At 70.2% G+C, this 23,138-nt stretch carries 18 protein-coding genes and 2 pseudogenes; 11 read left to right on the top strand and 9 right to left on the bottom strand.

The window, feature by feature from the left end:
• Window positions 1-2: 2 nt before the first annotated feature.
• On the top strand, window positions 3-428 hold the full coding sequence (locus AQJ67_RS03555; RefSeq protein ID WP_062716468.1) for a hypothetical protein: 426 nt from the start codon (window positions 3-5) through the stop codon (window positions 426-428).
• Here the strand turns inward: AQJ67_RS03555 and AQJ67_RS03550 are convergent.
• Window positions 410-1,242, bottom strand: a pseudogene (locus AQJ67_RS03550) (helix-turn-helix domain-containing protein). The gene AQJ67_RS03555 and the pseudogene AQJ67_RS03550 sit on opposite strands and share 19 nt — an antisense overlap.
• A gap of 30 nt (window positions 1,243-1,272) precedes the next feature.
• On the opposite strand from AQJ67_RS03550, the gene AQJ67_RS03545 reads away from it, so the two are divergent.
• The 3 genes from AQJ67_RS03545 to AQJ67_RS03535 all read left to right on the top strand — a co-directional run bounded on the left by AQJ67_RS03545 (window position 1,273) and on the right by AQJ67_RS03535 (window position 3,501).
• On the top strand, window positions 1,273-2,361 hold the full coding sequence (locus AQJ67_RS03545) for an ADP-ribosylglycohydrolase family protein (protein ID WP_062716467.1): 1,089 nt from the start codon (window positions 1,273-1,275) through the stop codon (window positions 2,359-2,361).
• An 88-nt stretch (window positions 2,362-2,449) separates the two neighbouring features.
• The gene (locus tag AQJ67_RS03540) at window positions 2,450-2,752 is read left to right on the top strand and encodes a 4a-hydroxytetrahydrobiopterin dehydratase (RefSeq protein ID WP_062716466.1); all 303 of its coding nucleotides are present in this window, start codon (window positions 2,450-2,452) and stop codon (window positions 2,750-2,752) included.
• Window positions 2,753-2,757: 5 nt separating this feature from the next.
• The gene (locus AQJ67_RS03535; RefSeq protein ID WP_062716465.1) at window positions 2,758-3,501 is read left to right on the top strand and encodes a class I SAM-dependent methyltransferase; all 744 of its coding nucleotides are present in this window, start codon (window positions 2,758-2,760) and stop codon (window positions 3,499-3,501) included.
• Here the strand turns inward: AQJ67_RS03535 and AQJ67_RS03530 are convergent.
• Window positions 3,488-3,946 carry a hypothetical protein gene (locus AQJ67_RS03530; protein ID WP_062716464.1) on the bottom strand — a complete coding sequence of 153 codons (459 nt, stop codon included), beginning with the start codon at window positions 3,944-3,946 and terminating at the stop codon, window positions 3,488-3,490. The two genes, AQJ67_RS03535 and AQJ67_RS03530, sit on opposite strands and share 14 nt — an antisense overlap.
• Complete coding sequence (locus AQJ67_RS03525) at window positions 3,943-4,440, bottom strand: hypothetical protein (protein WP_062716463.1); 498 nt, start codon at window positions 4,438-4,440, stop codon at window positions 3,943-3,945. Before AQJ67_RS03525 ends, AQJ67_RS03530 begins: the two co-directional genes overlap by 4 nt.
• Window positions 4,441-4,479: 39 nt before the next feature.
• Between AQJ67_RS03525 and AQJ67_RS03520 the strand changes: the two genes are divergently transcribed.
• From AQJ67_RS03520 to AQJ67_RS03510, 3 genes are all read left to right on the top strand, one after another.
• Window positions 4,480-5,430 carry a helix-turn-helix transcriptional regulator gene (locus AQJ67_RS03520; RefSeq protein WP_062716462.1) on the top strand — a complete coding sequence of 317 codons (951 nt, stop codon included), beginning with the start codon at window positions 4,480-4,482 and terminating at the stop codon, window positions 5,428-5,430.
• A 40-nt stretch (window positions 5,431-5,470) separates the two neighbouring features.
• Window positions 5,471-7,345, top strand: a complete 1,875-nt coding sequence (locus tag AQJ67_RS03515) for a rhamnogalacturonan lyase (RefSeq protein WP_062716461.1) — start codon at window positions 5,471-5,473, stop codon at window positions 7,343-7,345.
• 150 nt (window positions 7,346-7,495) lie between these two features.
• The gene (locus AQJ67_RS03510; RefSeq protein WP_062716460.1) at window positions 7,496-8,101 is read left to right on the top strand and encodes a DUF4352 domain-containing protein; all 606 of its coding nucleotides are present in this window, start codon (window positions 7,496-7,498) and stop codon (window positions 8,099-8,101) included.
• Between the two features lie 59 nt (window positions 8,102-8,160).
• Here the strand turns inward: AQJ67_RS03510 and AQJ67_RS03505 are convergent, their stop codons facing one another.
• The gene (locus tag AQJ67_RS03505; RefSeq protein ID WP_062716459.1) at window positions 8,161-10,830 is read right to left on the bottom strand and encodes a cellulose binding domain-containing protein; all 2,670 of its coding nucleotides are present in this window, start codon (window positions 10,828-10,830) and stop codon (window positions 8,161-8,163) included.
• A 268-nt stretch (window positions 10,831-11,098) separates the two neighbouring features.
• A complete protein-coding gene (locus AQJ67_RS03500; RefSeq protein WP_062716458.1) occupies window positions 11,099-14,014 on the bottom strand; it encodes a glycoside hydrolase family 48 protein in 2,916 nt (971 codons plus the stop codon).
• Between the two features lie 367 nt (window positions 14,015-14,381).
• On the opposite strand from AQJ67_RS03500, the gene AQJ67_RS03495 reads away from it, so the two are divergent.
• Window positions 14,382-16,103, top strand: coding sequence for a glycoside hydrolase family 6 protein (locus AQJ67_RS03495; protein WP_062716457.1), 1,722 nt, complete (start codon window positions 14,382-14,384; stop codon window positions 16,101-16,103).
• A gap of 85 nt (window positions 16,104-16,188) precedes the next feature.
• Here the strand turns inward: AQJ67_RS03495 and AQJ67_RS03490 are convergent, their stop codons facing one another.
• Window positions 16,189-16,959 carry a phytanoyl-CoA dioxygenase family protein gene (locus AQJ67_RS03490; RefSeq protein ID WP_062716456.1) on the bottom strand — a complete coding sequence of 257 codons (771 nt, stop codon included), beginning with the start codon at window positions 16,957-16,959 and terminating at the stop codon, window positions 16,189-16,191.
• 145 nt (window positions 16,960-17,104) lie between these two features.
• Here AQJ67_RS03490 and AQJ67_RS03485 point away from each other — a divergent pair, with 145 nt between their 5' ends.
• A complete protein-coding gene (locus AQJ67_RS03485) occupies window positions 17,105-18,022 on the top strand; it encodes a class I SAM-dependent methyltransferase (RefSeq protein ID WP_062716455.1) in 918 nt (305 codons plus the stop codon).
• A 125-nt stretch (window positions 18,023-18,147) separates the two neighbouring features.
• A pseudogene (locus AQJ67_RS44665) lies at window positions 18,148-18,424 on the top strand (SDR family NAD(P)-dependent oxidoreductase); the annotation flags it as partial.
• An 81-nt stretch (window positions 18,425-18,505) separates the two neighbouring features.
• Here the strand turns inward: AQJ67_RS44665 and AQJ67_RS03475 are convergent.
• Window positions 18,506-19,201, bottom strand: coding sequence for a glycoside hydrolase family 75 protein (locus tag AQJ67_RS03475; RefSeq protein ID WP_062716453.1), 696 nt, complete (start codon window positions 19,199-19,201; stop codon window positions 18,506-18,508).
• Between the two features lie 121 nt (window positions 19,202-19,322).
• Between AQJ67_RS03475 and AQJ67_RS03470 the strand changes: the two genes are divergently transcribed.
• Complete coding sequence (locus AQJ67_RS03470) at window positions 19,323-19,934, top strand: hypothetical protein (RefSeq protein ID WP_062716452.1); 612 nt, start codon at window positions 19,323-19,325, stop codon at window positions 19,932-19,934.
• Between the two features lie 80 nt (window positions 19,935-20,014).
• On the opposite strand, the gene AQJ67_RS03465 is transcribed toward AQJ67_RS03470, so the two are convergent.
• Together AQJ67_RS03465 and AQJ67_RS03460 are read right to left on the bottom strand one after the other, a co-directional pair.
• Complete coding sequence (locus AQJ67_RS03465; RefSeq protein ID WP_062716451.1) at window positions 20,015-20,851, bottom strand: aldo/keto reductase; 837 nt, start codon at window positions 20,849-20,851, stop codon at window positions 20,015-20,017.
• 103 nt (window positions 20,852-20,954) lie between these two features.
• A complete protein-coding gene (locus tag AQJ67_RS03460; protein WP_062716450.1) occupies window positions 20,955-22,781 on the bottom strand; it encodes an AMP-dependent synthetase/ligase in 1,827 nt (608 codons plus the stop codon).
• Window positions 22,782-23,138: the final 357 nt, after the last annotated feature.

Here is a 23,138-nt window from a genome sequence, read left to right as displayed (position 1 = left end):
CCATGTCCGCCACCTCGCTCGCCGCGCTCACCCGGACCTCCGACCCGCAGACCGTGCTGCGCCGCCTTCTGGCCCTGGACGCCGTGGTGACCGGGGCGAACGGGCTCGCCTACCTCGCCGCCTCCGGGCCGCTGGGACGGCTGCTCGGGGTCGACGACGGGCTGCTGCTGGGGCTCGGTGCCTTTCTCGCCGTGTATGGCGTCGGCGTCGGCTTCCTCGCCTCGCGTGCGCGTCCCGCCGAGCTCCCCGTACGGGCCGTGATCGAGGCCAACCTGGCCTGGAGCGTGCTGAGTTGCCTCGCCCTCGCGCTGTGGCTGTCGCCGAGCACGGTGGGCGGGGTGTGGACCGTGGTCCAGGCGCTCACCGTCGCCGGTTTCGGCGGGCTTCAGTACATGGCGCTGAGGTTGCGTCAGGGAAGCAGTGACTGAAGGTACTTGACCGTCGCCGGGTCGGCCGGGAGGAGGGTCTCGATGGCCAGCTCGGCGACGGTCACGTCCATGGGGGTGTTGAAGGTCGAGATGGAGGAGACGAAGGACAGGACCCGGCCTCCGTGCTCGATCCGCAACGGCAGCGCGAAGTAGGGGACCGGCGCGGCCGGTTCGGCGGCCCCGGGTGGCTCCTCCGGTACCGGATACGCGGCCACCTCGTCGTACAGCCGGCGCAGTGGGTCGGAGCGGCGCAGGGCGATCTGCCGGTCCATCTGGGCCAGCAGATGGCCGCGCCATTCGCGCAGGTTGCGGATGCGCGGGGCGGGCCCTCCGGGTGCAGGGTCAGGCGCATCGCGTTCAGCGGGGCCGTGAGGAGGTGCTCGGGGATGCCGTCCAGCAGCATCAGGATGCCCCGGTTGGCCGCGTGCACGTCGTACATCGCGTCGACCACGAGGGCCGGGTAGGGCTCGTAGCCCTGGATGAGCTGCTCCATGCCCGCGCGGAGCGCGTCCAGCGAAGGGTCGTCCAGCGGGGTCTCCGGGTAGCGCGGGGCATAACCGGCGGCCAGCAGCAGCGCGTTGCGCTCCCTTACCGGCACGTCCAGGTGCTCGGCCAGCCGCAGCACCATCTCCTCGCTCGGCCGGGAACGGCCCGTCTCGATGAAGCTGATGTGCCGCGCCGACGAGTCGGCCCGCAGCGCCAACTCCAGCTGGCTGACCCGCCGTTGCTCCCGCCAGGCCCGCAGCAGCGGGCCCACGCCGTGGTCGGTGGGGGTGGCGGCGGGCGCGGCGCCTTCGGGCGGGACAATGGTCATGTGTACGACCGTAGTCGAGGAGTGCGTGCGATGACTGAGCCTTGGACGTCGTCCCTGGTGGGAGAGGCCGTGTACCGCGCCCGGGTGCGTGGCTGTCTGCTCGGCGGGGCCCTCGGGGACGCCCTCGGCTATCCCGTCGAGTTCAGCTCGCTGGAGCGGATCCGCGCGGCGCACGGCGAGCGCGGGGTGACCGGGCCGGTGTTCGCCGGGGACAGCGACGTGGCCCGGATCAGTGACGACACGCAGATGACCCTGTTCACCGCGGAGGGGCTCATCCAGGCGCATCGGCGGGAGCGGCTGAAGGGCATCGGCGGCGGCTGGGCGCTGCTGGTGCGCTGGGCGTACGAGCGCTGGCTGGAGACCCAGCGCCACCCGGGCCCCGAGCACGCCGCACCGCCACAGAGCGGCGCCCCCGAGGGCGGGCTGATCACCCAGGCCTGGCTGTACGCCCGCCGTGCTCCCGGCAACGCGTGCGTGTCCGGGGTGGCCCAGATGTACGCCCCCGATCCGGGGCTCGCCCTCGACGGCAAACCCGGCGAGGTCAACCCCGACTCCAAGGGCTGCGGCGCGGTGATGCGCTCGGCGCCCTTCGGCCTGCTGAACGCCCCCGACCCGGCCTTCGCCATGGCCGCCCGCGCCGCCCAGATCACCCACGGTCACCCCACCGGCTACTACGCGTCCGGCGCGCTGGCCGCCATCGTGGCGCACGTCGTCGCCGGCGAGTCCCTGGAAGGCGCCGTACTGCGCACCCTGCGGCTCCTGAAGCGCCACCCCGGCCACGAGGAGACCTCGGCCGCGCTCACCGCGGCGCTGGACCTGGCCGGGGCGGGATCGCCCAGCGCGGAGAAGGTCGAGAGGCTGGGGGAGGGCTGGGTCGCCGAGCAGGCCCTCGCCATCGGCGTGTACTGCGCCCTCGTCACGCCCTCCGTGCGGGACGCCCTGCTGCTGGCCGTCAACCACTCCGGCGACAGCGACTCCACCGGTTCCATCTGCGGAAACCTCCTCGGCGCCCGGTACGGCGACCCCGGCCTCCCGCACGAGTGGGTGGAGCAGGTCGAGGGCCGGGCGCAGATCGCCGCGCTCGCCGACGACCTGGCGGCCGAAAGTGTCCGCCGCTGACCCGCCGGCCACCGGTCTGACCAGGGCCGCCGCGCCCCGCCTGTGGCAGTCTGAAGACGAAGCCGCCCGTTCAGGAAGGAGCGAGGCCATGCCCCTCGAACCGCTGTCGCAGAAGGAGATCGAGGACCGGCTCGCGGAGCTGCCCGGCTGGTCGCTGGACGGCGACCGCATCGCCCGCTCCTACCGGCTCCCCTCGCACTTCGCGGCCACGGCGATGGTCGTGCACATCGCCCAGGTCCAGGAGGAGCTCGACCACCACTCCGACCTCACCCTGGGCTACAACACGATCTCCCTCACCGTGAACACCCACACCGTGAGCGCCGTGACCGAGCGGGACTTCGCACTCGCCCGCAGGATCGAGGATCTCGCCCCGGGCCACGGGGCAGACTGAAGGGTGTGCTGGACTACGACGAGGAAGCGGAGCGTTACGACGCCTCGCGCGGCGGCGAACCCAGGGCGGCGGCCGCGGCGGAGGCGGTGCTGGGACTCCTGCCGGCCGGGACACGGCGCCTGCTCGACGTGGCCTGCGGCACCGGCATCGTCACCCGGCGGCTCGCCGCCGCGCGCGACGGCCTGAGCGTGACCGGCGTCGACCTCGCGGCCGCCATGGCCCGGCGCGCCGCGGCCCGTCTGCCCGGCTCGGTCGTGCTCGCCGACAGCCGCCGGCTGCCGTTCGGGGACGGCGGGTTCGACGCCGTCAGCAGCGTGTGGCTGCTGCACCTGGCCCGGACCGACGACGACGTGCGGACCAGTGTCGGTGAGTGCGCCCGCGTGCTGCGGCCCGGCGGGGTGTACGTCACCACGGTCGACAAGGCCGCCGCCCACAACGTGGGCAGCGACATCGACGCCGTCCTGGCCTCCCGTCCGCGCCGCCCCGCCCGCGACGAGGCGGCGCTCGTGGAGTCGTACGCCCTCGCCCACGGCCTGGTCCCGGCCGGGCAGGCCCGTTTCGCGGGCCGCGGTCAGGGCCGCAGCCCCCGGCGCACGGTCGCCGACCTGCGCCGGGGCTGGTTCGTCGCCCTGCCACCGGGCGGCGCGCTCGCCGACGGCTTCGCCGCCCGCCTCGCGCGACTCCCGGACCAGGACCGGCCCCGACCCGACCCGGTGTTCAGCCTGCGGGCGTTCCTCAAGCCCGAGTGAACTCCATGGTCCAGTTCGTCAGCCAGGTCCGCCCGTCGTCGACGGAGAACGCCTGCTCCCAGCGGGCCGAGGTCGCGGAGACACCCGACCAGACGAACCGCACCCGTACGTCCTTGCCGTCATAGGTGTCGTCGCCGTGGAACTCCCCGCGCTCGCCCTCGAACCGGCCGAGGACCGGCGGGAACAGCGTGCCGCTGACGCTGGAGGCCCAGTTCAGCGACCACTGCTCGGTCTCCCGGTCGAAGAGCCGCAGCGTCGCGCCCTTCGCCGACAGGTGCGGCATGTCGATCTCGTCGAGGTTCGCGGCCCCGTCGAACAGCGGCCAGCAGCGGCTGGTCGCGGGGAACTCCTCCCAGCCGCTGTCGGGGTCGAGGAAGTCGGTGCGGCGGCGGTTGCGGACCTGCCAGTCGCCGTGGAAGAAGTCGAAGTCGTGCGGGCTGCTCATGTGCGGTCTCCGGTGGTTCCTTCGGGCAGGGAATCGGCCAAGTAGGCCGTCGGGTCGGGGACTTCGGGTGCCAGCAGATGCCGTACCCAGGCGTCCCGTTCGTGCAGGATCGGCGGGAGTTCCCAGACGCAGCCGATCCACGGCAGGTCCGGGGTGACGAAGTGCGCGGGATCGCGGTCCGGGCAGCCCAGCACCGGCTGGCCCGCCGCGGCGCCCTTGAAGTGCAGGACGTTGTCCCACACCCAGCTGTAGGCGTTCAGATAGGCGCCGTCGTCACCGCCCCGGTGCAGCACGACGAACGTCGCCGGAGGCGTGCCGTCCGGCTCCGGCAGCAGTTCCGGCAGGATCGCGTACGCCGCCTTCTCCACGTCGGGCGCGATGCCCGCGGGGTCGGCCGTGACGTGGTAGCGCTTGATCCACCGTCCGGCCACCTCGATCGGCGGCGGTACGGTCAGCAGTTTCTCGGCGAAGGCCGGTGTCTCGGTGAGGGACATGACGCGACGCTACGGCCGCTTCACTGACATCCTGTGTCAGTGAAGTCCAGCCGACTCGTCTCGATCCTCCTGCTGCTCCAGACCCGCGGCCGGATGACCGCCGCCCAGCTCGCCGAGGAGCTGGAGGTGTCGGTCCGCACGGTGTACCGGGACGTGGAGGCGCTGGGCGCGGCCGGTGTCCCGCTCTACGGCGACGCGGGACACGCCGGTGGCTACCGCCTCCTCGACGGCTACCGCACCCGCCTCACCGGACTCAACGCCGACGAGGCCGAGGCCCTCTTCCTCGCCGGAGCGCCCGGCCCCGCCGCCCAGCTCGGCCTCGGCTCGGTCCTGGCCGCCGCCCAGCTCAAGGTCCGCGCCGCCCTGCCACCCGAACTGCGCGGCCACGCCGACCGGATCAGCGGCCGCTTCCACCTCGACGCACCCGGCTGGTACGCCGGCGCCGACGAGACGCCGTACCTCCCGGCGGTCGCCGACGCGGTCTGGGACAGCCGCGTCCTGCACGTCCTGTACCGCCGCTGGCGCGAACCCACCGACGTGGAGCGCCGCCTGGAGCCGTACGGCCTGGTCCTGAAGGCGGGCCGCTGGTACGTCGTCGCGGGCCCCGGCCCCCGCACCTACCGCGTCGACCAGATCATCCAACTCGCGGCCGTGGATGAGGAGTTCACGCACCCGCACGACTTCGATCTCGCCGCGTACTGGAGCGCGTACCAGCGCGACTTCCACGACCGGTTGTACCGCCGTGCGGCGGTCGTGCGGCTGGCCCCCGGCGTGACCCTCGACCGGGCGACCGACCACCGTACGCAGAAGGACGGTTGGACGACGGTCACCGTCCCCGTCGAGTCCGTCGACCACGCCCACGCCGAGTTCCTGCGCCTGGGCACCGGCATCGAGGTGCTCGAACCGCCCGAGCTGCGTGAGCGGATCGCCCGGACGGTGGCCGAACTGGCCGAGAGATACGGCAACTTCCGCGCGCACGGCGACGACTGAGGGAACGGAATCCGTCCGTCCTCCCGAGGAGGTACGTCACGTGCAGCACCCGCGCAAGCACCGCAGACGCCGCGCCGCCCTCTCCGCGACGCTCGCCACCGCCGCCCTCGTCGCCGCCGGGCTCACCGCCCTGAGCGGCGTCGGCACGGCGGAGGCGGCCACCGCACGCCAGGTCGAGGCCCTCGACCGGGGTGTGGTGAGCGTCCACACCTCCAGCGGCAACCTGGTCAGCTGGCGCTGGCTCGGCACCGACCCGAACGACGTCTCCTTCAACGTCTACCGGGCCGGCACGAAGGTCAACCCGACCCCGATCACCGGCTCCACGAACTACTTCCACTCCGGCGCCCCCGAGCAGGCCGACTACACGGTCCGCCCGATCGTGGGCGGCGTGGAGCAGGGCGACTCCGTGCACGCCGTCCAATTCCGCACGGGGTACAAGGACGTCCCGATCAGCCCGCCCGCCGGCGGCACGACCCCGGACGGAGTGGCGTACACCTACGAGGCCAACGACGCCTCGGTCGGCGACCTCGACGGCGACGGCGCCCTCGACATCGTCCTGAAGTGGCAGCCCACCAACGCCAAGGACAACTCCCAGTCCGGCTACACCGGCAGCACGTTCCTCGACGGCGTCAAGCTCGACGGCACCCGGCTGTGGCGGATCGACCTCGGCCGCAACATCCGCTCCGGCGCGCACTACACGCAGTTCCAGGTGTACGACTACGACGGCGACGGCAAGGCCGAGGTCGCCACGAAGACGGCGGACGGCACCCGGGACGGCACCGGCGCGGTGATCGGCAGCTCGTCGGCCGACCACCGCAATTCCAGCGGGTACATCCTCTCCGGGCCCGAGTACCTGACGATGTTCAACGGGCAGACCGGCAAGGCGATGGGGACGGTCGACTACGTCCCGGCGCGCGGCACCGTGTCGTCCTGGGGCGACTCCTACGGCAACCGGGTCGACCGCTTCCTGGCCGGCACGGCCTACCTGGACGGCGCCCGCCCCTCGCTCGTCATGGCCCGCGGCTACTACACCCGCACGGTGATCGCCGCCTGGGACTGGCGAGGCGGCCAGTTCACCCGCCGCTGGACCTTCGACACCAACTCCTCCACCAACGCGGGGCAGGGCTACGACGGTCAGGGCAACCACAGCCTGTCCGTCGCCGACGTCGACGGCGACGGCAAGGACGAGATCGTGTACGGCGCCATGACCGTGGACGACAACGGCTGGGGGTTGTGGACCACCAAGCTCGGGCACGGCGACGCCGGCCACGTGGGCGACCTCAACCCGTCCCGGGCGGGCCTGGAGTACTTCAAGGTCTCGGAGGACACCAGCAAGCCCGGCTCCTGGATGGCCGACGCGCGCACCGGGCAGATCCTGTGGCAGACGGGGTCGGGCGCCGACAACGGCCGCGGTGTCGCGGGCGACATCTACGCCGGCAGCCCGGGGGCGGAGGCGTGGTCCGCCTCCGACACGACCCTGCGCTCGGCGACCGGCGCCTCGCTCGGCCGGGAGCCGTCCAGTATCAACTTCCTGTCCTGGTGGGACGGCGATCCCGTCCGCGAACTCCTCGACGGCACCCGCATCGACAAGTACGGCACGTCCGGCGACACCCGCCTGCTCACCGGCTCCGGCGTCTCCTCCAACAACGGCACCAAGGCGACGCCCGTCCTCTCCGGCGACATCCTCGGCGACTGGCGCGAGGAGGTCATCTGGCGCACCAGCGGCAACACGGCGCTGAGGATCTACTCGACCCCGGTCGAGACCAACACCAAGATCACGACGCTCCTGCACGACCCGATGTACCGCACGGCCCTGGCCTGGCAGAACACCGCCTACAACCAGCCACCGCACCCGAGCTTCTTCATCGGCAACGGCATGGCCACGGCACCTCGGCCGAGCGTCTTCACGCCCTGAGCGCGGACGACCACCGCCCAGCCCGGCAGCCCCGACGTCACATCGGGCTGCCGGGTTGCCTCTTGTCCCCGGAATTTTTCGGTGAGCCGTACAACCATGCAGGTTCTTTACGGGTCCTTCACATGCGTACCACCGAAACCTGGGGAGAACATGGTCCACCACACCCGCATACGTCTCGCCGCCACCGCGGCTGTCGCCGTCGCCGCGCTCGGTCTGACGGCCTGTGGTTCCGGCTCCGGCGACGAGGTCGTCGACAAGCCGAAGGCGAAGGCCTCCGCCACGGCCGAGGGCGCCGCCGAGAAGGAGGCCCCCGCCGAGAAGAGCAGCGCCGCGCCCGAGGTCGCCAAGGTCGGCGACACGCTGGCGCTCAAGGGCATGGAGGCCGGCAGCGGACTCGATGTCACCGTCGTGAAGGTCGCCGACAACGCCAGGTCCGGCGACGAGTTCTTCGCGCCCGAGTCCGGCAACCGGTGGATCGGCGTGCAGTTCCAGCTGGTCAACACCGGCACCAAGGTCTACTCCGACGCTCCCGTGAACGGGGCGAAGATGACCGACGACCAGGGCCAGCAGTTCGGGACCGTGCTCGCCGACATCACGGCCGGCCCGTCGATGTCGTCGGACGTCCGGCTGAAGCCCGGCGCGAAGACGCTCGGCTGGATCGTGTTCGAGCTGCCGAAGGCGTCGAAGGCCGCCACCGTCACCTTCGGGATGGACTCCGGCTTCGCGGAGCAGATCGGGGAGTGGAAGCTGTCGTAGACAGCACCGGGGGCGCGTGCGCACCAAGCGCACGCGCCCCCGGGCTCGCCCATTTCAGTTCAACTCACCGTGCAGGTCTGCTCGCCCAGCTTGAAGGTCGTCGGCTCGGCGTTCGCCGCCGACCAGCTTCCCGTGAAGCCGAAGCTCACGGACGAGCCGGGCGCAACGCTGCCGTTCCAGCCCACGTTCTTCGCGGTCACCGCCGAACCGGACTGGGTGTGCTCGGCGTTCCAGACCTGGGTGATCCGCTGCCCGTCCGCGAAGGACCAGCCGAGGGACCAGCCGCTCCAGGCGCCCGAACCGGTGTTGGACAGCTGTACGTCGGCCTGGAAACCACCCGACCACTGGTTGGTGACCTTGTACGTCACCGCGCAGGCCCCGGTCGGCGTGGGGTCCGGATCCGGGTCGGGGTCCGGGTCGGGATCCGTGGTGCCACCGTCGGCCGTCTCGCCGTAGATGACACCACGCCCGTTGGTCGCCACGTACACCCGCCCGTACACCCGGGGGTCACCCGTGATCGCCGCGCCCGTCCAACCCCACTGGTGGGCGTCGTCGTTGACGCGGGTCCAGGTCGCGCCCTTGTCGGTGGAGCGGAAGATGCCGCGTACACCGGCGATCTTCGCGCTGGTGTACAGGGTCTGGTACGACGCTCCCGGCGCCGCCTTCCCGAAGCCGATCGCGTCGGCCTGCTCGACGTTCGCGAGCTTGGTGAAGCTCGCGCCGCCGTCCGTCGAGTGCCACAGACCGTACGCCCCGTCCGTCGCACCGCCCGCCAGCCACACGTCGCCCTGCACGCCGGGCAGCGCCTTGAAGCGCACGCTGTCCCCACTCGGCAGCCCGGTGGCCGCCGACGCCGTGAAGGTCGCGCCGCCGTCCGAACTGACGTAGAACTTCCCGGACTTGAAGCCGTAGAAGGTCTTCGGGTCGACCCGGTCCGACTCGACCACCGCCCCGGCCGGGATCCCGCTCGACGCCTGCCAGGAGTTGCCGAACCCGGTCGCGTACTGCACGCCCGTACCGGCCGGGCTCCACACGAACCGGCTGCCGTCCGCCGCCGCGGCGACCGTACCGCCGCCGCTGACGCCCGATGGGTCGGTCCCCGCGAACCAGTTGGCGCCGTTGTCCGTCGAGAAGGCGATGTGCGGGCCGGAGTCGAGATTGCCGACCCTTACGACGGTGTTCGGGCTGGACTCGGCGTAGTCCAGGCTCGTCGTCGTGGTGAAGTTCGGCTGGGTGAACATCATCGACGGCACCTTGGTGAGGTCCGTGTGCCGGAAGCCGCCGATGTCACCCAGCGCGCTGAGCAGCGGCGCGCCCGAGGGCGGCGAGGCGAGGTCGTTGACGGCCGTCTCCTCCAGGCCCTGCACCATCGGCCTGATGGCGAACTGGCTGCCGCTGTCCCACTTCGTCAGGTCCTCCGTGCCGTAGATCGTCGCGCCCGTCCCGTACATCATCCGGTTCGAGTCGAACGGGTCGATCTCCAGCGCCTCCGTCATCCAGCCCAGCTTCGGCGTCTGCTCGGGCGGGGACGGGTTCGCGCCCCAGGTCAGCCACGGCGACGACGAGACGTCCATCGTGTACCGGTTGGCGCGGTCGGGATACGACGTGTAGTCCCACGCCTTCGTCCAGGTCCCGCCGCTGTCCGTCGAACGGAAGATCTGGGTGTCCGGCCACCAGGAGCTGTACGCCGTAGCCATCACCGTGCCGGGCTTCTGCCGGTCGACGGTCAGACCGGCGAAGCCGTAGTAGGTGTCGGCCTCGGCGACCGGGCTGATGTTCGTCCAGGTGCCGCTCGCCGTCGCGTACCGCCACAACTGGCCCTTGCCGCCGTCGTACGGCCCGCCCTTGTCGCTGTACGCGAGATACAGATAGCCGTTCGCCGCGTCCAGGACACCCTTGTGCGCCAGATACCCCGTCGGCTGCCCGGCGACCCGCGACCAGGTCGCGCCCGCGTCCGTCGACCGGTACACGGCGTTGTCCTTGTCGGCGACCCCCACGTAGATGGTCCTGGTCGCGCTCCCGGACGTCCCCGTGGACTCGTCGAAGGTGACCCAGACGATCCCCTGGTTGTCGCTGGCGTACCCACTGGTGTCGCTCGGATCCTGCGCGTAGTTGCCGACGTTGGGGAAGTTAGCCACCTGCGACCAGCTCGCCCCGGAGTCCGTCGACCGCCACAACCCCTTGCCGCTGGGCGCGCCCAGATACAACACGCTGTTCCGGTTCGGGTCGACCGCCAGCCGCTCACCCATGCCGCGCCCCGGCATGTTCCCGCCCAGCTTGAACGGCAGATCCGCCTTCTGCCAGCTCGCGCCCCGGTCCGAGGACCGCAGCACCGCGCCGTTCGTCGGGTCCCAGCTGTTGGTGTACGTCCCGACCGCCGCGTACACCCGATCCGGGTCCACGGCGTCCGACGCCAGGCTCACCACCCCCGTATGCCCCCAGTCGTCCCACCCGACCGAGTCCAGCAACGGCGTCCACGTCTTCGACGCCTGCTGCCAGCGGTAGGCTCCGCCGATGTCCGTACGGGCGTAGGCGAGGTTCTTCTCCTTGCGGTTGAAGACGATGCCGGGCACGAAACCGCCGCCGTCGATACGGGCGTTCTTCCAGGTGTAGCTGTCGGCCCTGACCGACACGTCCCGCGCGGCAGGCGCCGCCAGCGCGGTCGGGGTGCCGGCGAGCAGGCCGGCCGCGAGTGCGAGTACGGCCGTGAGGATGCGGGTTCTTCGCACGGGGGTCCTTTCCGGAAAGAGGAGTGGGGGCAAGCGCTTTCCGTGCGGTGCGAGAGTTGCCGGGCGACCCCCAGTGCGGGAGGGGGCCGCCCGGCCGGTCGGTCCCGCTGTCAGGTAACGGGACCACGCACGCGGAGCCTTTCAGGCGGTTCCGAGGAAACGCCGTGATCTGCCACGCCCTGTTTTGGGGGCGCGGGGAACTGCGCGACCAGCCACATCGGACCCGCAGTCGAAACACGGCCCAACCCGCGGAGCGCCCGGCGGGGGACTATTCGAGAAGCTCCGCATACGAACCCATGGCCAACGCAATGTCCGCCTGGGCCCAGAACCGGTGATACGTGAACGACGGCGCCGCCCCACCCGCGAGATACGCCTCGATCTTCGACCACGCCGGATCGTCCTCGTAGAACGACCGGATCGACTCGAAGGTCGACGACGAGTTGATCGCGTCACCGTTCGGCATGGTGCCGGTCCAGCCGCTCGGCACGTAGACCGGATCGTCGAAGCGGTTGTAGTCGGCGCGGGTCTCCGGAACGGCGATTCCGAGGTCGTCCTGGTAGTTGTCCCACATGCCGTCCAGCAACGCCTTCGCCGTCGTCGCGGCAGCCGTGTCACCGGAGCGGTCGGCGTAGTACGTCAGGGTCTTGGCGTACGCGGCCGCCACGCCGACGTCATTGGTGTAGTCGGCGACGGTGACATGAAGTCCGTTGTTGGCGCCCGGACTCGAGGCGTTCCAGGTGTCGGGCTGCCCCGACCACTGAAGCGTCGACGGGATGCGGAACGTACCGTCCGGGTTGACCGTCGTCTCCGACAGTGCCCAGTCGACCCACTTGTCGAGGACGGCCTTCGCGGCCGCGTTCCCCGTCTGCTGGTAGTACTCGGCCACCCGCTCCATCGACCACGCCTGGAAGCCGAACCACTGGTTGGACGGCGGGTCGTGGTAGACGGGCTGCTGGTCGTAGTACATGCCGTAGAAGGTCGACTTGCCCGCGGGCGGCGTCGCGTACCTACCCGCCCAGCTGTTGGTCGCGCCACCGGCTATCGCGCCCTCGCTGGACTGGAGCCACCGGTAGAACTCGACCTGCCGCTCCAGCGACTTGGCCCAGTCCACCTGTCCCGTCGCCGACTTGGGCTTCAGGTCGGCGTAGTTGGACAGGGCGTACGCGGCCATCGGGTTCTGGTAGCCGCCGTGCGCGTGGCTGGATCCGATGCGCCAGGCCCAGCCCGCCGAGGTGTCGGTGGCGCCGCCCCAGGCGTAGTACCAGGAGAGCAGGTAGTGCGAGGCGTCCTTGCCGGTGCCGGCGGGACAACTCGAAGCCCCCGCACAGTTGCCGACCTTCTTGAAGTACTTGTCGTACATCGCGTAGCGCAGATAGTCGCCCATCTTCGCGGCCTTGGCCACGGTCGCGGAGATCTCCCCGCCCTTGCCCTGCTCGTCGGCCCACTTGTCGGCCCAGTACGCGGCCTGCACCGCACGGGCGTCGGCGTCCGGGGCGTTGGTGAACTTCCACTGCTTGGCGTAGGAGGCGTCACCGGTGAAGAGGTCCAAGTACCCGTTCGCGCCACCGTACTTGAACTGATCACAGGTCGGCTGCGGCACCGTCTCCCACACCGACTCCTGCGCGCCGCGCTGGAAGGTGTTGATGTACGACGGCCCGGTGTCCGACGGCCCGGCCTCGCACTTGCCCGGCGAGTTGCCGTAGCCGTAGGTGTTGTCGACGTCCTGGAGCCAGTGCATGCCGTAGACGTCGTCCGTGCCGTACGCCGACTTCAGCTCACCGGCGATCGGGTCGGACCCGACCGACACCCCGGTGTCCAGCTTCGCCGGGTACTCGTTCGGCGTGTCCAGCTCGGGCGCGTAGGTCGCCGGCTTCGAGGCGTTGTAGAAGGAGTTGGTCGGCTGGTCGGCGTGGGTCGGGATCATGTACTTCTCCATGATCTCCCAGGCCCCGTTGAACTTGGCCCAGTCGCCCGTGACCTTGCCATACATCGCCTGCAGCCAGAGAAGGTAGCTGTAGGCCTCGGACGTGGTCTCGTGGCCGTGGTCCGGCGCCTCGACGATCAGCGTCTCGACCGAGTGGTAGGGGATGCCCTCGGGCGAGAAGTAGCCGTTCGCCGGGTTGGTGATCTTGCCGTACAGCTCCAGGAAGCGGGCGTCGTACGCCTTCGTCGCCGCGATCTGGGTGGCCGTGACGGTGGCCTTCGCATGCCCGGTGGCCGTCGACTCGAAGGTCGCCGCGCCGGTGCCGGAGGAGTTGGCCGTGATGGTCACCTTCTGCGCGGTGTTCCAGTTCGAGGGCGTGAAGGTGAGCGAGGCGCCGCCCGTCACCGACAGGCCCGAGTTGCCTGTCGTGCGGGCGGTGGTGACGGTGACGTTCGACGACGGCTGGGTCGACAGCTTGACGTCGTACGAGGCCGACTTGCCCTGCTGGACGGGGAGTTGGGTCTGCGAGGTGACCACGGCGGGACCCGAGGCGACCGTGACGCCGACCGGCGTCGACTCCGCGGACGCGCCCAGGCTGTCGTAGGCCTTCGCGAGGAGCGAATGACTGCCCACGGTCAAACTTGAGACCGAGAGCGAGTACGGCGCCGTGGTGTCCGTGCCCAGCAGCGTGGTGTTGTCGTAGAACTCCACCTTGCTGATCGTGGCGTTGTCGGCGGCCGCGGCCGTGGCCGCGAGCGGGACGGCGTCGCCCTGCGTGTAGACGGCGCCCGCTGCCGGGCTGGTCAGCACGGTGATCGGGGGTTGGTGGGCGCCGGTGCAACTGGTGCCGTTGACCGCGAAGTTCGTCGGAGCGGCGTTGCCGCCGCTGTAGCTGAACTGCGCGCCCGTGGTCACCGCGGCCCCGGCGGTGATCCGCGCGTTGTGGCCGGCGTTCTTCACGGTGATCGACTGACCGGACTGGGACCAGGTCCCGTTCCAGCCGTTGCCGAGCTTCTGGTTGCCCGTGTAGCCGTACGTCAGCGTCCAGCCGTCGATGACATCCGTACCGCGGTTGGTGATCGTCAGATCCGCGGTGAAGCCGGAGCCCCAGTCATTGGTCTTGTAGTCGACACTGCACTGAAGTGCCGCTGCCTGGGCGGGCGTCGAGTTCGTGCCCATCATGGCCAAGGGAAGTGCCAGGGCCGCGACGACGGCGGTCCACAACCGTCGTGCGGTTCTGCGTCTGCGTGGGGGATGCACGTGCTGGTTCCTCCTTGCGGCTCGGAGAAGTCAAGGCTTGAACCAGTGGGAGCGCTCCCATAGTGGGGAAGGGGGTGCAAGGGGTCAAGGTGCTTGAAGAGTCGAAAAGATTCGACGGATTTAGTTGAGGGAAAGTCAGCAACTCCTCTGTCCTTTACTGACACTTGGCGCTAGCTTCATTGACACCAGTGGGAGCGATTCCATCAGTCGACGCGTCCGTCACGGCGCGCTGATCTGCAAGGAGATCGCTCATGCGACACCCCCCGCGTTCAGTACTTTTAGCCGTCGCCGGCACCTCCTCCTTGCCTCTTGCGCGCCCTGCACGGACGAACCGTCAGCACCCGCGATCAAGAAGGAACCCGCACTCATGAGTCGTACCAGAACCGCGATGCTCGCCGCCCTGGCGCTGGTCGCCGGGGCCTCGGGGACCGCGCTCGCCGCGGCCGCCCCGGAGGACATCGGCACGGCAGCCGTCCCCTGCACCGTCGACTACAAGGTGCAGAACCAGTGGGACACCGGCTTCACCGCCGCCGTGACGGTCACCAACCAGGGCTCCGCCAAGTCCAACTGGTCTCTGAAGTGGTCGTACGCCGGAAACCAGAAGGTCACCAGCGGCTGGAACGCGAAAATCAGCCAGAGCGGTGCCGCCGTCACCGCCGCCAACGAGACCTACAACGGGACGCTGGCGACCGGAGGTTCGGTCAGCTTCGGCTTCCAGGGCTCCTACAGCGGCACCAACGCCGTCCCGGCCACCTTCACCCTCGACGGCGTGACCTGCAACGTCGACGACGGCAGCGGCGGCCCGACGGATCCGCCGGACCCGGACCCGACCGGCCCCAAGGTCGACAACCCATACTCCGGCGCCAAGGTGTACGTGAACCCGGAGTGGTCCGAGAAGGCCGCCGCCGAGCCGGGCGGCAGCCGGATCGCCAGCCAGCCGACCGGCGTCTGGCTCGACCGGATCGCCGCGATCAACGGCGTCAACGGTGACATGGGTCTGCGCGACCACCTCGACGAGGCCCTCACCCAGAAGGGCTCCGGCGAACTCGTCGTCCAGCTGGTCATCTACAACCTGCCGGGACGCGACTGTGCCGCCCTCGCCTCCAACGGCGAGCTCGGTCCGACGGAGCTCGGCCGCTACAAGACCGAGTACATCGACCCGATCGCGGCCATCCTCGCCGACCCGAAGTACGCCGCGCTGCGGATCGTCACCACGATCGAGATCGACTCGCTGCCGAACCTCGTCACCAACACCGGCAGCCGTCCGACGGCCACCCCGCAGTGCGACGTGATGAAGGCCAACGGCAACTACCAGAAGGGCGTCGGCTACGCCCTGAACAAGCTGGGTGACGCGGCCAACGTCTACAACTACATCGACGCCGGCCACCACGGCTGGATCGGCTGGGACGACAACTTCGCCGCCAGCGCCACCGTGATGAAGGAGGCGGCGACCTCCGAGGGCGCCACCGTGAACGACGTGCACGGCTTCATCGCCAACACGGCGAACTACAGCGCGCTGAAGGAGAACAACTTCACCGTCAACGACTCCGTGGGCGGCAAGTCCGTCCGTGAGTCCAAGTGGGTGGACTGGAACCGCTACACCGACGAGCTGTCCTTCGCGCAGGCCTTCCGGCAGCAGTTGGTCACGACCGGCTTCAACTCCGGTATCGGCATGCTGATCGACACCTCGCGGAACGGGTGGGGTGGCTCTGCCCGGCCCGCCGGCCCGGGTGCGATGACCGACGTGGACACGTATGTCAACGGCGGGCGGTACGACCGGCGTATCCACGTCGGCAACTGGTGCAACCAGTCCGGGGCCGGGCTGGGGGAGCGGCCGCAGGCCAGTCCGGCGGCCGGGATCGACGCGTATGTGTGGATCAAGCCTCCGGGTGAGTCCGACGGCGCCAGCCGGGTGATTCCGAACGACGAGGGCAAGGGGTTCGACCGGATGTGCGACCCGACGTATACCGGTAATCCGCGCAACGGTAACAACATGTCTGGTGCGCTGCCGGACGCTCCGCTGTCGGGGCACTGGTTCTCTGCGCAGTTCCAGCAGTTGATGCAGAACGCGTATCCGCCGTTGTCGTAGTGGTGTGACTGCGGCTGCTGGTCCGTTGTGGCTGGTCGCGCAGTTCCCCGCGCCCCTTGGGGGCGTTGTAGTCGCCGGGGTTTGGTCAGTTCTCTTGGGCCAGGCCCCGGCGGATTGCGAACTCCACCGCTGAATAGTTGCCGTCGGGGCGTTCCAGTTCCAGGGGGACCGATGTGTGCAGCGGAGGCTGGGCCATGAAGCGGGGGCGGGTGCCGTGGTGGGGCTGGGCTGCGTGGACCAGGAAGGGGTGGCAGAGGTAGACGTCGCCGGGGGTGCCGGTGGCGTGGGTGAGGGGGCGGTGGGCGGAGGCCTCGGCGACCTTGGGGCCGAGTTCCAGATAGGAGGCGCCCCGCTCGCCGTACGGTGCCAGGACCGGGGGTACGTCGAGATGTGAGCCGGCCCGGATGCGGGTCGGGGCGTCGTCCTCGGTGACCTCGCTGAACAGGAACAGCATCAGCAGGGCGCGGTCCTTCGAGCGCAGGTTGGTGTGGGGGTGCTCGGCGCCCTCCGGGGTGTAGCTGGCCTCGATGTGCCAGCCCGCGTCGTCCGGTTCCTCCTCGTGCGGGAACCGCAGCGGGAAGGTCCCCAGCGAGTAGCGCGACTGCCAGCGGTCCTCGCCCACCAGCAGATCGAAGGCCTCGTGCAGGACAGGCGAGTTGGCGGCCGCCGCGAACGGGCCCGTCGCCATGTCGTACACCCAGTGCACGGGATCCTTCCAGGTGCCCGGGTCCTCCCGGTCGTACCCCGTCTCCCGCCACAGCAGCCGCGCGCAGTGCTCGGCGACGCGGGGCGGAAAGGCCCCCTCGATCTTCACGAACCCGTCCTTGAGGAAGCGCTCCACCATCTCGTCGTCCATCCGGCCATCGTGGGCGACGGGCCCTCGTGGCCGCACCTGATTTTTTTGCCCCGTTTTTGCCGCTACGGCAAGGACAGTGGCCCGCGGGCCATGCCTCGGAGCACTCTTGCGGCATCCGGACGCGAGGAACGAGAGGCGGACCACTGTGGCGCACGACCACCATGACCACCAAGGCCACGACGGGCATGACCCGCGGCACGCGCACCCGCACCACGACCACACCGACGTCGACTGGGAGCAGATGGGCCCGCTCCTGGAGACGCAGGCGGAGCTGTTCACGCCGCTGTACGAGCACGCCATGGCATGGCTCGCCAAGCGGCAGACCGAGCCGGGGCTGGTCGTCGACGTGGGCAGCGGGCCCGGCGTCGTCGCCTGTCTGTTCGCCGACACCTTCCCCGGCGCCCGGATCGTCGCCGTCGACGGATCCGCACCGCTCCTGGCACGGGCCCAGGCGCGTGCCGAGCGGCTCGGTGTCGCCGACCGCTTCGGCACCCTCGTCGGTGAACTTCCCGATGTCCTGGACGAGTTGGACTACCCGGCCGATCTGCTGTGGGCCGGCCGCAGTCTGCACCACCTAGGCGACCAGCGCGCCGCGCTCGCCGCGTTCGCCGACCGCCTCACGCACGGCGGCACCCTGGCCCTCCAGGAAGGCGGCCTGCCGGCCCGGTACCTGCCGCGCGACCTCGGCTTCGGACGGCCCGGGCTGCAGGCGCGGCTCGACGCACTGGAGGCGCAGTGGTTCGCCACGATGCGCGCGGACCTGCCCGGCTCGGTCACCGAGACCGAGGACTGGCCGGCCCTGCTCACCGCGGCCGGCCTGCGCCCCACCGGCACCCGAACCTTCCTCCTCGACCTGCCCGCCCCCACCACGGACCGCGCCCGCGCCTACGTCGCCGCCCACCTGACCCGCCTGCGCGACGGCGTCGGCGAGGCCCTAGACGCCGACGACCGCGCGACCCTCGACCGGCTCCTCGACCCGGACGACAAGGCGAGCGTGCACCACCGCCCGGACGTCTTCGTGCTCGCGGCGCAGACCGTGTACACGGCGGTACGCACGAAGTGACGCCGGCCGGCGCCGCACGGCCGGCGATCAGCGTGCGGCCTTGACTTCGAGAGCTCTCCAAGTGACGGACTCCCGGTCATTCAAACCACCGTCCGAACCACCGTCCGAACCGTCGAGCGTACGGAATACGGAACACAGGGGGCGGCAGCGGCATCGGCGCCGCTGTCGCACGGCAGCTGCTGGACGCCGGGTACTGGGTCACCGTCACCGTCACCGGTCGGGGCGCGGCGCGGCTGCGGGATTTCGCCGCGGAACTCGGGGACCCGGAGGGGCTGTTGACGGTCGTCGGGAACGCGGCCGAGTACGCCGACGTCCAGGCGGCCGTGGACGCCACGCTCAAGGCGTTCGGCCGGCTGGACCGAGATGGTGCTGACCAACGTCCTCGGCCCGGCCCTGCTGATCTGGTGTGGGCCGTCCGGCAGCCCGACGGCGTGGACGTCAACACCGTCGTCGTACGCCCGATCGGACAGCCCAACTGACGGCTCAGTTGTTCTGGACGAACTCCTTCGCCAGCTGCTCGCCCAGCGTGACCGCGGCCTCGTGGCTCTCGACGGGCGCGACCCGGGAGCCCTTGAACAGGATGTACGTCACGTCTGAGGCGGTGCCGCCGGTGGCTGGGTCGGGGTCGATGCCGAGGGCCTCGGCGGCGGCGTACGACGCCTCGCCGATGATCCGCCCCGGGCCGGTGTCGCCGACGACGGCGTACAGGAGCCGGTCGTCGTGGATGACCGCGGCCACACTGCCGCCCTGGATGCCGGCGGCCGAGTAGTCCCAGAGGCCGCTCGCGCTCGGGACGACGACGAACGGCAGGCTGTCGGACCGCAGCGGCTCGCCGTCGGACTGGTGGAACGCCGTGTCGGGCTGGAACCAGGGGTCGGTGACCTCGTTGCACCTGGCGGTGCGCCGGCCGTCGCAGTCGATGTCCATGTCGGCCTTCCAGAAGACGGCGCCGTGCGCGCCGCACACGGGGACGGTGGCCGCGCTCGTCGCGTCGGTGCGGTACAGGCCGTTCGAGACCGGCTCGCAGGACGCGGTTTTCGCCAGCAGGTCGGCCGCCTCGACCGGCCCCTCCCGTGCGAACGGCGGGTCCGGAACGCCGGACGCGACGGCGGGGAGCAGTCCGGCGGCGAGCAGCGCGGCGCCGGAGGCCGCGGTCAGGGTGAGGGATCGGATGCGCACGAGGGTGGACCCTCCTGAGTAGGAAAGTTTCCTTACTGGCGCTGATTGCGGCGCCATCACCCCAGTAGAAGACTGGACATACCGAAGCTTTCGGATATCTGACCGAGCTTCTGGAGGTGTCATGTTCGTACGCGCCATCTACACGACCGGCGATCCCACGAAGATCGACACGGCCATCAGGGCATTGAACACACAGGGGCGGGAACTGCTGGAGGACCGTCCGGGATACCGCGGAGCCAGTGTCTTCGTGGACCGCACACTCGGGAAACTGCTCGCGGCGAGCTGGTGGGAGTCGGAGCAGGCCCGGCGGAACAGCGACGAGGTGCTGCGCGAGCGGCGGACGGCCATGCTGGAGCCGTTCCTGGGGACCGTCGCGGTCGACAACTACGAGGCGCTGGTCTTCCACCAGGTCCGGCAGCCGGAGACGGGAGGCGGACTGCGGGTCACCAGGCTGGAGTTCGACCCGATGGACACGGACCTGCTCGCCGACACGTTCCGGGCGACCGTGGTGCCCAAACTGGACACCCTCACGGGGCTGGCCAGGGCGTCCCTGCTGGTCGACCGGGAGCGGGGGCGCGGGATGGTCGGCGTGCTCTTCGTCGACCAGGCGTCCCTGGCGGCGTCCCGCGCGGGCCAGGCGGCGGCCCGGCACGAAGGCGCGGCCAAGGCCCATGTGACCGTGACCGGGCTGGAGGAGTTCGAGGTCGTCCTCTCGGACGTGCGCGGCGACTGAAGCGGCCCGAACGCGCATACGGCGACGTCCGCCCGCCGCTCACAGAGCCGAGCGGCGGGCGGACGGTCGTGTCACGGGCGTCAGTCCTGGCCGAACGCCGCCGGGTCCGGGCCGATCCGCCGGTCCTCGTTCAGCGCGCTGATCGCCGCGAGGTCCTCGTCGTCCAGGCTGAAGTCGAAGACCTCGATGTTCTCCTTGATCCGCGAGGGCGTCACGGACTTCGGGATCACGACATTGCCCAGCTGGAGGTGCCAGCGCAGCACGACCTGGGCCGGGGTGCGCCCGTGCTTCTGCGCGATGGCGACGATCGCCGGGACCTCCAGCAGCCCCTTGCCCTGGCCGAGCGGCGACCAGGCCTCGGTGGCGATGCCCTGCTCGGCGTGGAACTCACGGGAGGCGCGCTGCTGAAGGTGCGGGTGCAGCTCGATCTGGTTGACCGCCGGGACGACCGACGTCTCGCCGATCAGCCGCTCCAGGTGCTCCGGAAGGAAGTTGGAGACACCGATCGCACGGACGCGGCCGTCGGCGTGCAGCTTCTCGAAGGCCTTGTACGTGTCGACGTACGCGCCGCGGGCGGGCAGCGGCCAGTGGATGAGGTACAGGTCGACGTAGTCCAGGCCCAGCTTCTCCAGCGACACGTCGAAGGCGCGCAGCGTGGAGTCGTATCCCTGGTCGCTGTTCCAGAGCTTGGTGGTGACGAAGACGTCCTCGCGGGGGAGGCCGGCGGCGGCGATGGCCTTGCCGGTGCCCTCCTCGTTGCCGTAGATCGCCGCTGTGTCGATGCTGCGGTACCCGGCCTCCAACGCGGTGGCGACCGCCCGCTCCGCCTCGTCGTCCGGCACCTGCCAGACGCCGAAGCCCAGCTGGGGCATCTCGACGCCGTTGTTGAGGATGATCGGGGGGACCTTGCTGCTCACGAGCTCTTGATCCTTACGGTTGTCGTCAGGTGGTACTGACATCGTCAACGATCACGAGGCGCGATGCATTCCTGACCGGAGAATCCGTGGGAATCGGCCGGTCTCAGGCCCGGTACAGCGCCTCGACCTCGCCCGCGTACGCGTTCTCGATCGCCTTGCGCTTCAGTTTCAGCGACGGGGTGAGCAGTCCGTGCTCCTCGGTGAACGGCTGGGCGAGGATGCGGAAGGTGCGGATCGACTCGGCCTGGGAGACCTGGGTGTTGGCGGCGACGACCGCGCGTCGTACCTCCGTCTCCAGGTCGGCGTCGCGGACCAGCTGTGCCGGGGTCATCCGGGGCTTGTCGCGCATCATCAGCCAGTGCTCGACGGCCTCCTGGTCGAGGGTGACCAGGGCGGCGATGTAGGGGCGGTCGTTGCCGACGACGATGCACTGGGAGACCAGGGGGTGATCGCGGACGCGTTCCTCCAGCAGGCCCGGGGAGACGCTCTTGCCGCCTGAGGTGACCAGGATCTCCTTCTTGCGGCCGGTGATGGTGAGGTAGCCGTCCTCGTCGAGGGAGCCCAGGTCACCGGTGGCGAGCCAGCCGTCGTGCAGGGTCTCGTCGGTGGCCTTCTGGTTGTTGAGGTAGCCCTGGAAGACGTTGTCGCCGTGCAGCCAGATCTCCCCGTCGTCGGCGATGTGCACGGTCATGCCCGGGATGGGCTGGCCGACGGTGCCGTAGCGGGTGCGGTAGGGCGGGTTGGCGGTGGCGGCCGCCGTGGTCTCGGTGAGGCCGTACCCCTCGTAGACATGGACGCCGGCGCCCGCGAAGAACAGACCGAGCCGGCGGTCCATCCCCGAACCACCGGTCATCGCCTGCTTGATACGGCCGCCCATCGCGGCCCGCATCTTGGCGTAGACGAGCTTGTCGAAGACCTGGTGCTGCATCCGCAGCCCGGCCGACGGGCCGGGACCGATGCCCCACGCCTTGGCCTCCATGGCGTCCGCGTACTTCACGGCGACCTCGACGGCCTTCTCGAAGGCGCCCGACCTGCCCTCCTTCTCGGCCTTGCGGCGGGCGGCGTTGAAGACCTTCTCGAAGATGTACGGCACGGCCAGGAAGAAGGTCGGCTTGAACGCGGCGAGGTCCGGCAGCAGGGCGGCCGCGTTCATCTGCGGCTGGTGGCCGAAGCGGACCCGGCCGCGGATCGCGGCGACCTGCACCATCCGGCCGAAGACGTGCGCGAGCGGCAGGAAGAGCAGGGTCGCCGCCTCGTCGCCCTTCTTGGAGTGGAACACCGGCTCCCAGCGCTCGATGACGGTGTCCGCCTCGTACATGAAGTTGCCGTGCGAGATGACACAGCCCTTGGGGCGGCCCGTCGTCCCCGAGGTGTAGATGATCGTCGCGACGGAGTCGGGGGTGACCGCCTGCCGATGGCGGTGGACCACCTCGTCGTCGAGGTGGGCGCCGGCGTCGTACAGCTCCTGCACGGCGCCCGAGTCCAGCTGCCACAGCTGGTGCAGCCGCGGCAGCCGGTCGATGACGGTGGCGATCGTCATCGCGTGGTCCTCGTGCTCCACGATGGCCGCCGAACATTCGGCGTCGTACAGCATCCAGAAACACTGCTCGGCCGACGACGTGGGGTAGACCGGCACCACCTGGGCGCCGATCGTCCACAGGGCGAAGTCGAAGAGCGTCCACTCGTAGCGCGTACGGGACATGATCGCGACCCGGTCGCCGAACCGGATGCCGCGGGCGAGCAGGCCCTTGGCCAGGGCTAGCACCTCGTCCCGGAACTCCGCGGCGGTGACGTCCCGCCACTGCCCGCCCTCGTCCTTGCGGCCGAGGGTGACATACAGCGGGTCCTCCTGGGCATGCTGGAAGACGACGTCGGCCAGGCCGCCCACCGGCGGTGCCAACGCCAACGGAGGGTTGGTGAACTCGCGCAAACCCCGCTCCCCGCTCCCCGTCCGAATGCCTCGCTGACGCTCCGCTCAGCGCCGTGAAAGCTACCCCAACCGCGTTTCGGACGGGAGGGGGCCGGAAATCGACGGGTGCTCAGGTACGCACAGGTCAGCGCGGGAAAATGCGCTCACATGGGGAAGGGTCGGACATGAAACTGACGGTTGAGTAAGTTTCGGGCCCGTAATCTCCACCGAATCTGTACACGACCCGATCGCCGGGCACGGGCCCAGTGGATGATGCCGTCACCGGCGCGCAGCCGTCTCCTCCCTCAGCGTATGAGCCGCCGCACGTGTCACTGAGCCTTGATGTGGAGTCGCTGGGTCATCGGTCGCCGGCGGCTG

Source organism: Streptomyces caeruleatus (assembly GCF_001514235.1).
Lineage (GTDB): Bacteria > Actinomycetota > Actinomycetes > Streptomycetales > Streptomycetaceae > Streptomyces > Streptomyces caeruleatus.
This window is presented reverse-complemented; position numbering and strand designations above follow the sequence as displayed.